Origin of the sequence: Kitasatospora sp. NPDC101157, from assembly GCF_044768255.1 — a bacterium.
In the GTDB taxonomy this organism is placed as follows: Bacteria; Actinomycetota; Actinomycetes; order Streptomycetales; family Streptomycetaceae; genus Kitasatospora.
Genome location: NZ_JBIWPL010000037.1, coordinates 15,136 through 28,085, shown reverse-complemented (window position 1 = coordinate 28,085; position 12,950 = coordinate 15,136). Strand labels below are relative to the sequence as shown.

Below are 12,950 nucleotides of genomic sequence, written 5' to 3'. Positions count from 1 at the left end.
AGGAGCGAACGAGGTCGGAACGACGGCTCAGTGGCCGCCCTGCTCCGCCAGACGCTTGATCGAAGCGGTGACCTCGGCCTCGGCCTCGGCGCGGCCGACCCAGTTGGCGCCCTCGACGGACTTGCCCGGCTCCAGGTCCTTGTAGACCTCGAAGAAGTGCTGGATCTCCAGGCGGTCGAACTCCGACACGTGGTGGATGTCCCGCAGGTGCTCCCAGCGCGGGTCGGTCGCCGGGACGCACAGCAGCTTGTCGTCGCCGCCGGCCTCGTCGGTCATGTGGAACATGCCGATGGCGCGGCACTTGATGAGGCAACCGGGGAAGGTCGGCTCGTCCAGGATGACCAGGGCGTCCAGCGGGTCGCCGTCCTCGCCGAGCGTGCCCTCGACGTAGCCGTAGTCGGCCGGGTAGCGAGTCGAGGTGAAGAGCATCCGGTCGAGCCGCAGACGGCCGGTCTCGTGGTCGACCTCGTACTTGTTACGAGAGCCCTTCGGGATTTCGATAAGGACGTCGAACTCCAACGGTTCCTCCAAGGTAGGGACTGACAGAATCCAAGTGTCTCCTACGGGAGTGAGTGCTGGGGAAAGGGGCCGGTCGGTGGGAGCAGGGGGAGGGGCGGTGCGCCGTCGCAGGGGGACGGCCGCCGGACTGTGCGGAGCGGCCCTGCTGGTCGCCGGAACGGCGCTGGGAGCGGGCGGGGCGTACGCGCAGCCGACCCCCGCTCCGAGCGGGAGCGGTTCACCGGCCGCGCCCCCGGCGCCCGCGACGGGCGCCGTGCTGGCCGCCGCCGGGAGCGGCCCGGAGGCCGACGTGCCCGTGCCCACCACCAAGGGCCTCCAGCAGGCGCTCGGCCCGTACGTCTCCGACCGGAACCTGGGCACCGTCACCATCGCCGTCGCGGACGCCGCCGACGGCCGACTCCTGTACGGCTCGGGGGAGAACGTCCCGGGCACCCCGGCCTCCACCACCAAGCTGGCCACCTCGGTCGCGGCCCTGTCGCTGATACCCGGCGACACCCGGCTCACCACCCGGGTGGTCCGCGGCGCGGACCCCGGCACCATCACCCTGGTCGGCGGCGGGGACCCGACGCTCACCGCGCTGCCCGCCGACCAGGTGCAGATCGGCGGCCGGCCCGCCGACGCCGACACCGCCCCCGCCTCGCTGGAGGCGCTCGCCCGGCAGACCGCGGCCGCGCTCAAGGCGGCCGGCACCACCACGGTCAAGCTGGACTACGACCTGTCGCTGTACACGGGCAGCCCGCAGCACCGGACGAACCCCGACAACCAGAACATCGCCCTGGTCGTCCCGCTGATGGCGGACGAGGCCAAGATCGACCCCAGGAGCCGCGAGGAGGCGCCGGATCGGTACGCCGACCCGGCCGACGCGGCCGCGGCGACCTTCGCCACGATGCTCGCGGCCCAGGGCGTCACCGTCGACGGCAAGGCCGGACCGGCCGCCGCCCCGGCCGCCGCCGACGCCCCCGTCCTCGGCAGGGTCGAGTCGCCGACGGTCGCCCGGCTGGTGGAGCGGCTGCTGACCACCTCCGACAACCAGCTCGCCGAGGCGATGGCCCGTCAGGTCGCCCTGGCCGCGCACCAGCCGGCCGGCTTCGAGGGCGCGGCGACCGCCGTCACCCAGCAGCTCGGCGAACTCGGCGTGCCGATGGCCGGGGTGGTGCTCAACGACGGCAGCGGCCTGCACAAGGGCAACCAGATCCCGCCGGCCGCCCTGGTCCGGATCCTCGCCCTGGCCGCCTCCGACCAGCACCCCGCCCTGCGGCCGGTCCTCACCGGCCTCCCGGTCGCCGGCTTCACCGGCACTCTCGGCAAGCGCTACGGCTCCGGTTCCGGCGCCGCCGACGCGGCCGGGCTGGTCCGGGCCAAGACCGGCACCCTCAGCGGTGTCAACACCCTCGCCGGCACCGTCGTCGACGCCGACGGCCGCCTGCTCACCTTCGCCGTCATGACCCGCACCCCCGACACCCTCCCCGCCGACACCGTCCGCGCCGCGATGGACCGCATCGCCGCCCACCTCGCCTCCTGCGGCTGCCACTGACCCGCCGCGCCCACGGCAACCGCCCCGCCCGCCGCACCGGTTGGCCCCCGGGCCGCCGGCCCGGGCGGGACGGCTCCGTTCCCGGTGGCCCGGTGGCCCGGTGGCCACGGTGTCGGCGGACGTCCTCCCGCGCCGGCTCCGGACCGGCGCCGTCGGCGCCGGGTTCCGGGGTGGCCGGGGCGGGCAGGGTGTTGGTGGCGGGTGGCTGCCGTTGGCGGTGGGGAGCACGTACGGTGAGGGCATGACGAGCGCGAGTGGCGGGGCTGACATGGTCGACTGGAATCTCGCGGTCGCAACCGCGACGAGGTTGGTGCGGCCGGGGCCGGAGGTGAGCCGGGCGGAGGCGGCGGCGGTGGTCGCCGAGCTGCGCCGGCACGCGCTGGAGGCCGAGGAGCACGTGCGGGCGTTCACCGGGATGCGGTCGAGCAGTCTGGCCGCCGCAACGGCGACGCCGGTGCTGGTGGTGGACCGCCCGGGATGGGTGCGGGCGAACGTGGCCGGCTTCCGTACGGTCGTCCAGCCGCTGGTGGCGAAGCTGCAGGCGCGGCGGGCGAACAGTGCCACCGCCGGCGTCTTCGGTGCCGTGGGGGAGAAGGCGACCGGGATCGAGGTCGGGGCGCTGCTGGCGTTCCTGGCGACCAAGGTGCTGGGCCAGTACGAGACCTTCGCCCCGGCCGGCCCCTCGCTGGAGGCGCCGGACAGCCCGGCGGCGCTGTTCGACAAGCCGCGGCTGGGCCCCGAGGGGCCGGGGCCGGGCCGGCTGCTGCTGGTGGCGCCGAACATCGTGCACGTGGAGCGCGAGCTGGACGTGGACCCGTCGGACTTCCGGCTCTGGGTCTGCCTGCACGAGGAGACCCACCGGACGCAGTTCACCGCGGTGCCCTGGCTGCGCGACCACATCCAGTCCGAGGTGCAGTCCTTCCTGGCCGAGACGGACGTCGACCCGGGCGCGCTGCTGGAGCGGCTGCGCGACGCGGCGGGTTCGCTGGGGGCCGGGCTGCCGGGGGCGGGCAACCGGGAGGGCCGGGAGGGCGCCCCGGCGGGGAACCTGCTGGAGATCGTCCAGTCGCCCGCGCAGCGCGAGATCCTCGGCCGGCTGACGGCGGTGATGTCGCTGCTGGAGGGCCACGCGGACGTGGTGATGGACGGCGTCGGCCCGGCCGTGGTGCCGACGGTCGCGGAGATCCGGGAGAAGTTCCAGCAGCGCCGCGACCGCGGGGCGAACCGGCTGGACCTGGTGCTGCGCCGGCTGCTGGGCATGGACGCCAAGCTGCGGCAGTACCAGGACGGCGCGGTGTTCGTGCGGGCCGTGGTGGAGCAGGTCGGCATGGAGGGGTTCAACCGGGTGTGGACGTCCCCGAACACCCTGCCGACCAAGGAGGAGATCCACGATCCGGCCGCCTGGGTCGCCCGGGTCGGCCGCTGAGCAAGCCCCGGCCCGGGGTGCCCCGGGCCGTTCCGGCCCGCCCAGGACGGCCTCCGGACGGTCGATCCCGCCGCGCGGCGGGGCCGTCGCCGGCCGGTGGCGGTCAAACCCGCTCGTACGAGTGGTCCAATCAGGCAGATGGTGGGTGAAGATACGTTTCTCCATTCACCCGAACGTGGGACGGTGGTCGTACCGGTGGCGCGGGTGGCGTAGCGGGTCGCTGCTTTCTGCCACCATCTGTGAGCGCCCGGTAACGCGGCGCTCATGCGGTGCGCCGGTCCTGGCCGCCCGCCGCAGTCCTGTCCCCTCCGTCGAGGAGTCGTCCGCCGTGGGCCCTCACCCCGCCGTCGCCGCGATACGCCTGGCCGTTCGCCGCACGCTCACCGACCTCGCCGCCGAGGCCGGCACCACCTTCACCGCGCCCGTGCGCGAGCCCCGCGAGCGCCCGGCCGGGGCGCCGCTGGTGGGTGCCGCCGTCGGCACCACCCTGATCGGCAACGCCGCCCGCCACCCCTCCGGGCTGCCCCGCACCCCCGCCGCCCCCGGCTCCCCGCTGGTCCTGGTCGCCGTCAGCGGCGGCGCGGACTCGATGGCGCTGGCCATCGCCGCCGCCTTCGAGGCCCCCAAGATCGGCCTGCGGGTCGGCGCCGTCACCGTCGACCACGGCCTGCAGCCCGGCTCCGCCGACCGCGCCGCCCAGGTGGCCGAGCGGCTGCGCTCGCTGGGCCTGGACCCGGTCGAGGCCGTCCCGGTGCTGGTCGGCCGTACCGGCGGTCCGGAGGCCGCCGCCCGGGACGCCCGCTACGCCGCGCTGGACGAGGCCGCCGAGCGCCACGGCGCGATCGCGGTGCTGCTCGGCCACACCCGGGACGACCAGGCGGAGACCGTGCTGCTGGGCCTGGCCCGCGGCTCCGGCTCGCGCTCGCTGGCCGGGATGCCCGCGCAGAAGGGGCGCTACCGCCGCCCGCTGCTGGAGCTGGACCGGGCGGCCACCCGGCAGGCCTGCTCCGCCCAGGCGATCCCGGTCTGGGACGACCCCCACAACTGTGATCCCGCCTACACCCGCTCCCGGGTCCGCCACGAGGTGCTGCCGGTGCTGGAGAAGCACCTGGGCGGCGGCGTGGTCGAGGCGCTCGCCCGTACCGCCCGGCTGTTCCGTGACGACGCCGACGCCCTGGACCAGTGGGCCTCCCTGGCGGAACGCGACCTCCGCACCGGCGAGGGCGCCCTGGACGCCGTGAAGCTGGCCGAACTGCCGCCCGCCGTGCGGCGCCGGGTCCTGCGCCGGGCCGCGCTGCGCGCGGGCTGTCCGGCCGGGGACCTGTTCGCCCGGCACCTGGAGACGATCGACCTGCTGGTCACCGGATGGCGCGGTCAGGGGCCGCTGCACCTACCCGGGGGCGTCGAGGCCACCCGTAGGTGTGGCACGCTGGTCTTTCGGCGGCAGGGCGACTGAGGGCGAGGCACGTCCCGGGGGAGCCGGCCGCCGGCCACACAGACCCCGAACGTTTGAGGACGTATCCCCGGTGGACCAGAACGACATGGGCGCTGACCTCGCGAAGGTGCTCATCAGCAAGGACGAGATCGACGCCAAGCTCCTGGAGCTGGCCGAGCGCATCGACCGGGACTACGCAGGCAAGGACCTGCTGATCGTCGGCGTCCTCAAGGGGGCCGTGATGGTCATGGCCGACCTCGCCCGGGCCCTGCACTCGCAGGTCACCATGGACTGGATGGCCGTCTCCTCGTACGGCATGGGCACCAAGTCCTCCGGTGTGGTGCGGATCCTGAAGGACCTGGACACCGACATCGCCGGCCGGGACGTCCTGATCGTCGAGGACATCATCGACTCGGGTCTGACGCTGTCCTGGCTGCTGGGCAACCTGGGCTCGCGCGGTCCGGCCTCGCTGGAGGTCTGCACCCTGCTCCGCAAGCCGGACGCGGCCAAGGTCGAGATCGACGTGAAGTACGTCGGCTTCGACATTCCGAACGAGTTCGTGGTGGGCTACGGCCTGGACTACGCGGAGAAGCTGCGTAACCTGCCCTTCATCGGCACCCTCGCCCCGCACGTCTACGGCGGCTGAGGGCCTCGTTCGGGCTACGGGCGGGAACAGTAGGTCGTTCCCGCCCGTTGGACCGGGGGACAAAGAACCACAGCCGTGTCGCCGCGCTCCCGCCATCGGTGGGTGCGACTGCGGTACGGTCCAATAAACCGCTCTTCACATGAGCACCGACCGGATGCGCCGCGGCCCACAGCCACACGGCGCCGTTGAGTGGCAGGAGGGACGGGGCGGCAACGCCCCGCATGGATGGACGTCAAGCGATACTTCCGTGCGCCGATCATGTGGATCGTGCTGGCCGTCCTCGCCGTCATCGTACTGATGCAGGTCGTTTCGGACTCGAACGGCTACAAGACGGTGGACACCGGTCAGGTCGTCGCAGCGATCGACGCGCACAACGTCAAGTCGGCGCAGATCACCACCGGTGACTCGAACACGATCAAGATCCAGCTGAAGGACGGCGCCACGCTGTCCCCCGCCGGTACGGGCAAGGCCCCGTCCGGTACCAAGTTCCAGGCCTCGTACATCGGTGACCAGGGTGTCGCGATCGCCGACAAGCTGCAGTCGCAGATGAACGAGCGGAGCAGCTCCCTCACCGAGGGCTACACCGTCAGTCCCGAGAAGCAGAGCACCTTCGTCAGCCTGCTGCTGTCGATGCTGCCGATCGTCATCATCGTCCTGGTCTTCCTGTTCCTGATGAACCAGATGCAGGGCGGCGGCTCGCGGGTCATGCAGTTCGGCAAGTCCAAGGCCAAGCTGCTCACCAAGGACACCCCGAAGACCACCTTCGCCGACGTCGCCGGCGCGGACGAGGCGGTCGAGGAGCTCCACGAGATCAAGGAGTTCCTGCAGGAGCCGGCCAAGTTCCAGGCCGTCGGCGCCAAGATCCCCAAGGGCGTGCTGCTCTACGGCCCGCCCGGTACCGGCAAGACCCTGCTGGCGCGTGCCGTCGCGGGCGAGGCCGGGGTGCCGTTCTACTCGATCTCCGGTTCCGACTTCGTCGAGATGTTCGTCGGTGTCGGCGCCAGCCGTGTCCGCGACCTGTTCGAGCAGGCCAAGGCGAACGCCCCGGCGATCGTCTTCGTCGACGAGATCGACGCCGTCGGCCGGCACCGCGGTGCGGGCCTCGGCGGCGGCCACGACGAGCGCGAGCAGACCCTCAACCAGCTGCTGGTCGAGATGGACGGCTTCGACGTCAAGGGCGGCGTGATCCTGATCGCCGCGACCAACCGCCCCGACATCCTGGACCCGGCGCTGCTGCGCCCGGGCCGCTTCGACCGCCAGATCGCGGTGGAGCGCCCCGACCTCCAGGGCCGTCTGGACATCCTCAAGGTGCACCAGAAGGGCAAGCCGATCGCGCCCGACGTCGACATGTCGGCCGTCGCCAAGCGCACCCCCGGCTTCACCGGCGCCGACCTGTCGAACGTGCTCAACGAGGCCGCGCTGCTGACCGCACGCTCGGACAAGAAGCTGATCGACAACGGCATCCTGGACGAGGCGATCGACCGCGTTGTGGCCGGTCCGCAGAAGCGCACGCGGATCATGTCCGACAAGGAGAAGAAGATCACCGCGTACCACGAGGGCGGTCACGCCCTGGTCGCGGCGGCCTGCCAGTACAGCGACCCGGTGCACAAGATCACCATCCTGTCCCGCGGTCGGGCCCTCGGCTACACCATGGTGCTGCCGGACGAGGACAAGTACTCCACCACCCGCAACGAGATGCTCGACCAGCTGGCCTACATGCTGGGCGGCCGCGCGGCGGAGGAACTGGTCTTCCACGACCCGACCACCGGCGCCTCGAATGACATCGAGAAGGCCACCGCCACGGCGCGGGCCATGGTCACCCAGTACGGCATGACCGAGCGCCTCGGTGCGATCAAGTTCGGCACCGACAACTCGGAGCCGTTCCTGGGCCGTGAGATGGGCCACCAGCGCGACTACTCGGAAGAGGTCGCCGGGCTGGTCGACGAAGAGGTCAAGAAGCTCATCGAGAGCGCGCACAACGAGGCCTGGGAGATCCTGGTCGAGAACCGCGACGTGCTCGACAACCTGGTCCTGGAGCTCCTGGAGAAGGAGACCCTGAACAAGGAGCAGATCGCCGAGATCTTCGCCCCGGTCGTCAAGCGCCCGGCCCGGCCGGCCTGGACGGGCTCCGCCCGCCGCACGCCGTCCACCCGGCCGCCGGTGCAGTCGCCGAAGGAGCTGGCGCTCACCAACGGCGCCGCCGCCTCCGACACCGCTCCGGTGGACATCGTGAAGCTGCCTCCGCTGCCGGCCTCCGAGCCGCCCACCGAGGGCTGACCGGGGCCTCCCGCAGGCAAATCCCGTAGGGAATGGATGCCGCGTCACCAGGGTTTGTACCCTGGAGGCGCGGCATCCGTGCTGTTCAGCCAGAGTCTTCCCACATGTAAGCGAGGCCCGCATGATCGACCCGGTGACGCTCGACGGTCCGCCCGCCGTCGGGACCTTCGACCAGAAGCGGGCCGAGAACGCCATCCGGGAGCTGCTGCTCGCGGTCGGGGAGGACCCCGACCGTGAGGGCCTGCTGGAGACGCCGGCCCGGGTCGCGCGGGCGTACAAGGAGATATTCGCCGGCCTGTGGCAGGAACCCGAGGACGTCCTGACCACCACCTTCGACCTCGGCCACGACGAGATGGTGCTGGTCAAGGACATCGAGCTGACCTCGGTCTGCGAGCACCACCTGGTGCCGTTCCGCGGCGTCGCGCACGTCGGGTACATCCCGTCCGCCAGCGGCAAGATCACCGGGCTGTCCAAGCTCGCCCGGCTGGTCGACGTCTACGCCCGCCGTCCGCAGGTGCAGGAGCGGCTGACCAGCCAGGTGGCCGACGCGCTGATGCGGATCCTGGAGCCGCGCGGGGCCATCGTCGTGGTCGAGTGCGAGCACATGTGCATGTCGATGCGCGGCATCCGCAAGCCCGGCGCCAAGACCATCACCTCCTGCGTGCGCGGCCAGCTGCGCGACCCGGCCACCCGGGCCGAGGCGATGAGCCTCATCATCGGCCGCTGAGCAGGGGGCCGGACGGCAGGGCTCAGGGCACCTCGTGCTCCGCGTGCGGCGGAGCCGGGGTGCCCAGTGCGTTGCGGCGCTCCGGCATCCGCAGCGTGACCATCCGGCGCCAGCCGTAGGCCCGGTCGTACAGGTAGAGGGCGTGCACCCCGAGGGTGACCAGGGCCAGCTGCCAGCGCGGCCAGCGCAGGATCCGGGCCATCCGGGCGGCGACCGCGAGCCCGACGTCCCGGTGGGTGCGGATCTCGCCGCGGGCGCTGGTCTCCAGGGCGTGCCGGACGTACGGGCCGTGCCCCTCGGCGATCAGCCGCAGCAGCTCCTCGTGGCAGTACGCGAGGTGGTTGTCCTCGTCGGCGGAGATCATCCGCATCGCCCGGCCGAGCTCCGGGTTGTCCCCGTACGCCCTGACCAGCTGGCGCATCTGCTCGGCCGCGCGCTGCTCGGTGACCCGGCTGTGCGCGAGGTAGGTGATGATCTCCCGGTCGCTCAGCGGGGCGTCGCTCCTCAGCCGCTCGTGGGAGAGGCCCACGCCCTGGCGCTCCAGGAGCATGCAGTAGTCGGTCTCGTCCGGGACGGGGACCTTGGGCAGGCCGCGCTTGTTCAGCAGCTGGGCGAAGATCCGGCCGTGCTTGCGCTCGTCCGCTCCGTGCCGGGCGATCTTCGGCGCGAGCGCCGCGTCCCGGGTGAGGACGCTGATCCGCTCGTTCTCCCAGCCGCCCTGGTACTCGCCACCGGCCGCGATGCTGCAGAACAGCTGGTACGCCTGGTCGTTCCGGTAGATCTCGTTGAAGAGCGATCGGGTGCTCAGCACGGCGCCTCCTGCGCGGATCCGGGGCGGCGCCCGCCGGGGTCGGGCGGGCGGTCGGGATACGTCCCCCGAACCGTCGGCCGGACGGCGCCGACCGGCGGGTAGTCACTCGGACGTGCCAGGTGCCTCGTGCATCACCCCAGGTGGGAGCCCAGCCACTCCAGTGAGGCGGGCAGCTCCTTGGTCCAGCTGTCGAAGTTGTGCCCGCCGTCGTCCAGGTACAGCGACTCCACCTTGAACTGGGGGTTGGCCGACGCGGCCTGGGTGGCCTGGTCGACGAACTGGACGGTCTGCGGGTAGTCCGACTCCTTGCGGGTGGAGACCACCAGCAGGTTGAGCGGCGGAGCCGGGAGGTTCTGCAGCCGCCAGCCGAGGTCGTGCTGCTGGGTGAGCGTCTTGTCGCCGTTGAAGAGGTCGCCGCCGGTGTACTGGTCCTGGCGCACCGTGAAGTCGCCGTGGAGCCCCGCGGCGTTCCCGTAGACGTTCGGGTGGCGCATCGACAGGCGCATCGCGCAGCTGCCGCCGGTGGAGTAGCCGAACAGGCCCCAGGAGCCGGCCGAGCGGCCGAGCCGGTACGCGCTGTGCAGCGCCTCGGGCACGTCCTTGACGAACCAGGTCTCGGTGCGCGGCCCGCCGGGGACGTCCACGCACTCGGTGTCCCGGGCGGGTACCACCGCCGGACGGGCCAGCACCAGGACGGTCGGCGGCATCTTGCCGGAGTGCTGCAGCTCGACCGCGGTCTGCACCAGGGGCAGCTCCTTGAGCAGGTTCAGCGTGGTGCCCGGGAAGCCGGCCAGGGCCAGGACGACGGGGAAGCGGACCAGGGCGAACTTCGGGTCGAAGTACTCGGGCGGCAGGTAGACGAACATCTGGTCGGAGAAACCGGTCTCCTTGCCGTTGACCCGGACCGACTCGATCTTCCCGACCTCCTCCGGCGTGCCCTTGGGCAGGTTGGAGACGCCCTCCAGACCGCCCTCGGTGGTCGGCTGGACCAGCTGGTCGGAGACCGGTGTGCCGCCCTTGTGGTTCTCGTTGCTGGTCAGCGCCAGTTTCGCGCCACCGGGGTTGAGCAGGTCGTCCCACGAGGTGTAGAACCCGAAGGAGTTGTTCACCGACAGCGCCAGTACCGCGAGGATCGAGACTTGAACGACTGTCAGCAGGCCGATCCGGCCGAGCACCGGGAGCGGGCGCTGCCTGGCCAGCCGCGGCCAGACCCACAGAGTGGTGAGCAGGGCGACCACTCCCAGTGCGAGCAGCGAGTTCACCAGCGCTTCGCTGGTCAGTTCCATGCCGTCGGCCTTCCGGTGGGACGCTGTCGGTGCAGGCTTCATCGTCTGGCGGTCCGTCAGGTCGGGCCACCGCAGCTAGGCTGTCCGGGCGCCCGGTCCGGCGTGGGAGGGCGGGGGCAGACCAGGGGCAACCGGCGCCCTAGAATGCGGCGTCCACCGTACGTAACACGCACCGGAGGGTCCCGCCCCGCCACGCGGCGGCGGGCCCAAGGCTCCCACCCCCGGCTCAACCCGCAGCGCGTCCACGGCCCAGGATTACCGTCCTTTTCCGGGTCCTTGGTATGCGCATTGCCTGATGAAGGAATAGGCATGAAGGTCCATCACACGTGCTCCCCCGGAGTGAACGGACACCGCACCGCAGCCTCTACGCTGAGCTTCCATGAGCGTTCCCGTGTCCGTTGAGCCGAGCCCCGAGCAGCCGCCGCGCCGTCGGCGCGGCCTGCAGACGCTGCGCAACCAGGCGGCCGCCGTCCCGAGGGCCTGGCTCCCCGGCGCGGTCGGCTACGCCTGTCTGCTGATCGGACTGGTGGACATCGCCAGCGCGGTGTTCCCCAAGCTCCGGCACACCAAGATGCACACCTTCGCCGGACAGCTGCCGGGCGGCACCACCAGCCTGGCCGCGGTCGGCACGCTGATGGTCGGCATCCTGCTGGTGCCGCTGGCGCACGCGCTGCGCCGGCGCAAGCGGCGGGCCTGGCGGGCGGTCTGCGTGCTGCTGCCGGTCAGCGCCTCCCTGCACATCGTGCGCTGGCACCAGATCGGCCCGGCGGTCGTCTCGCTGCTGGTCCTCGCCGTGATGCTGGTGCACCAGCGCGAGTTCTACGCCAAGGCCGACCCGCGCACCCGCTGGGGCGCGGTGGTCAACCTGGTCGTGATGGGCGCCCTCAGCGTGCTGCTCGGCCTGCTGATCGTGAGCACCCGCACCAAGTACGAGGTGGGACACCCGGCCCTGCTGGAGCGGCTGCAGCACGTCGGGTACGGGCTGTTCGGCTTCGAGGGACCGATCCGCTACACCAACGAGCGGATGTCCGACCTGGTCGCCTACCTGCTCGGCGGCCTCGGCCTGCTGACCGCCTTCACCACCGCCTACCTCGCGCTGCGCCCGGGCAAGCCCAAGCCGGAGCTCACCGCCGAGGACGAGGAGAAGGTCCGCGAGCTGCTCAAGCGGCACGGCGAGCGCGACTCGCTGGGCTACTTCGCGCTGCGCCGGGACAAGAGCGTGCTGTTCTCGCCCACCGGCAAGGCCGCGATCTCCTACCGGGTGGTCTCCGGCGTGATGCTCGCCTCCGGCGACCCGGTCGGCGACGTCGAGGCCTGGCCCGGCGCGATCAAGGTGTTCATGGCCGAGGCCCGCGAGCACGCCTGGGTGCCGGCCGTGATGGGCTGCAGCGAGGTCGGCGGCGAGGTCTGGACCCGTGAGGCGGGCCTGGACGCGCTGGAGCTGGGCGACGAGGCGATCGTCGACACCAGCACCTTCTCGCTCTCCGGCCGGGCCATGCGCAACGTCCGCCAGATGGTCAAGCGGATCGAGCGCAACGGCTACTCCTGCAAGGTGCGCCGGGTCTCCGAGCTCAGCGTCGAGGAGAAGTTCCGGATCGCCGACGCCGCCGCCCGCTGGCGCGGCACCGACACCGAGCGCGGCTTCTCGATGGCCCTGGGCCGCTTCGGCGACCCGCTGGACGACGACTGCGTGGTGGTCACCGCCCACAAGGCCCCGGAGGAGGGTGAGAGCGGCGACGACCTGAAGGCCGTGCTGCACTTCGTGCCCTGGGGGCCGGACGGCATCTCGCTGGAGCTGATGCGCCGCGACCGCGCCGCCGACCCGGGCCTGAACGAGCTGCTGATCGTCGCCGCCCTCCAGGAGGTCGGCGCCCTGGGCATCCGCCGGGTGTCGCTCAACTTCGCGATGTTCCGCTCGGCGCTGGCCCGCGGCGAGCGGATCGGCGCCGGCCCGGTGCTGCGCGCCTGGCGCGGACTGCTGGTGTTCCTGTCGCGGTGGTTCCAGATCGAGTCGCTGTACAAGTTCAACGCGAAGTTCCAGCCGGAGTGGGAGCCGCGCTTCCTGGTCTTCCCGAGCACCCGGGACCTGCCCCGGATCGGCTTCGCCGCGATGCAGGCGGAGGCCTTCATCACCCTCGGCATGCCGCGCTTCGGCCGCAAGCGCCAGCGCGAGGGCCTGATGCCCGTGCCGTCGACCCGTGAGGTCGGCGAGGCCGCCTGAGGCACCTCGCGAACGTCCGGGGCCCCCGCCGAGAATCCTCGGCGGGGGCCCCGTTCGATAATGGTCAC

Annotated in this window: 10 protein-coding genes; 7 read left to right on the top strand and 3 right to left on the bottom strand. The window is 72.1% G+C overall.

Annotated features, from left to right (window positions below; genetic code table 11):
* Positions 1-27 precede the first annotated feature (27 nt).
* Positions 28-519 (bottom strand): inorganic diphosphatase, encoded by a 492-nt coding sequence (locus ACIRVF_RS39500; protein WP_030059594.1) that lies wholly within the window; start codon positions 517-519, stop codon positions 28-30.
* A gap of 97 nt (positions 520-616) precedes the next feature.
* On the opposite strand from ACIRVF_RS39500, the gene dacB reads away from it, so the two are divergent.
* The 6 genes from dacB (at position 617) to folE (ending at position 8,564) form a co-directional block, all read left to right on the top strand.
* Complete coding sequence (gene dacB / locus ACIRVF_RS39495) at positions 617-2,053, top strand: D-alanyl-D-alanine carboxypeptidase/D-alanyl-D-alanine-endopeptidase (RefSeq protein ID WP_402829277.1); 1,437 nt, start codon at positions 617-619, stop codon at positions 2,051-2,053.
* A 241-nt stretch (positions 2,054-2,294) separates the two neighbouring features.
* Positions 2,295-3,479: a zinc-dependent metalloprotease gene (locus tag ACIRVF_RS39490; RefSeq protein ID WP_402829275.1), complete on the top strand. Its 1,185-nt coding sequence runs from the start codon at positions 2,295-2,297 to the stop codon at positions 3,477-3,479.
* Between the two features lie 328 nt (positions 3,480-3,807).
* Positions 3,808-4,935 carry a tRNA lysidine(34) synthetase TilS gene (gene tilS / locus ACIRVF_RS39485; protein WP_402829273.1) on the top strand — a complete coding sequence of 376 codons (1,128 nt, stop codon included), beginning with the start codon at positions 3,808-3,810 and terminating at the stop codon, positions 4,933-4,935.
* Between the two features lie 70 nt (positions 4,936-5,005).
* A complete protein-coding gene (hpt, locus tag ACIRVF_RS39480) occupies positions 5,006-5,560 on the top strand; it encodes a hypoxanthine phosphoribosyltransferase (protein ID WP_030059589.1) in 555 nt (184 codons plus the stop codon).
* Between the two features lie 225 nt (positions 5,561-5,785).
* Positions 5,786-7,837, top strand: coding sequence for an ATP-dependent zinc metalloprotease FtsH (ftsH, locus tag ACIRVF_RS39475; protein ID WP_402829271.1), 2,052 nt, complete (start codon positions 5,786-5,788; stop codon positions 7,835-7,837).
* Positions 7,838-7,958: 121 nt separating this feature from the next.
* Entirely contained in the window at positions 7,959-8,564 is a 606-nt protein-coding gene (gene folE, locus ACIRVF_RS39470) for a GTP cyclohydrolase I FolE (protein ID WP_402829269.1), read from the top strand.
* A 22-nt stretch (positions 8,565-8,586) separates the two neighbouring features.
* Here folE and ACIRVF_RS39465 read toward each other — a convergent pair whose 3' ends face one another.
* Entirely contained in the window at positions 8,587-9,375 is a 789-nt protein-coding gene (locus ACIRVF_RS39465; RefSeq protein ID WP_402829267.1) for a ferritin-like domain-containing protein, read from the bottom strand.
* Positions 9,376-9,506: 131 nt separating this feature from the next.
* The gene (locus ACIRVF_RS39460) at positions 9,507-10,661 is read right to left on the bottom strand and encodes an alpha/beta hydrolase (protein WP_402829265.1); all 1,155 of its coding nucleotides are present in this window, start codon (positions 10,659-10,661) and stop codon (positions 9,507-9,509) included.
* A gap of 379 nt (positions 10,662-11,040) precedes the next feature.
* Here ACIRVF_RS39460 and ACIRVF_RS39455 point away from each other — a divergent pair, with 379 nt between their 5' ends.
* Entirely contained in the window at positions 11,041-12,882 is a 1,842-nt protein-coding gene (locus tag ACIRVF_RS39455) for a phosphatidylglycerol lysyltransferase domain-containing protein (protein ID WP_402829264.1), read from the top strand.
* Positions 12,883-12,950 lie beyond the last annotated feature (68 nt).

What these genes read in the sequence shown, in the direction of transcription:
- ACIRVF_RS39490 (WP_402829275.1), top strand. Translation starts at nt 2,295, where the DNA reads ATGACGAGCGCGAGTGGCGGGGCTGACATGGTCGACTGGAATCTCGCG.
- ACIRVF_RS39455 (WP_402829264.1), top strand. Translation starts at nt 11,041, where the DNA reads ATGAGCGTTCCCGTGTCCGTTGAGCCGAGCCCCGAGCAGCCGCCGCGC.
- ACIRVF_RS39460 (WP_402829265.1), bottom strand. Translation starts at nt 10,661, where the DNA reads ATGGAACTGACCAGCGAAGCGCTGGTGAACTCGCTGCTCGCACTGGGA.
- folE (WP_402829269.1), top strand. Translation starts at nt 7,959, where the DNA reads ATGATCGACCCGGTGACGCTCGACGGTCCGCCCGCCGTCGGGACCTTC.
- ftsH (WP_402829271.1), top strand. Translation starts at nt 5,786, where the DNA reads ATGGACGTCAAGCGATACTTCCGTGCGCCGATCATGTGGATCGTGCTG.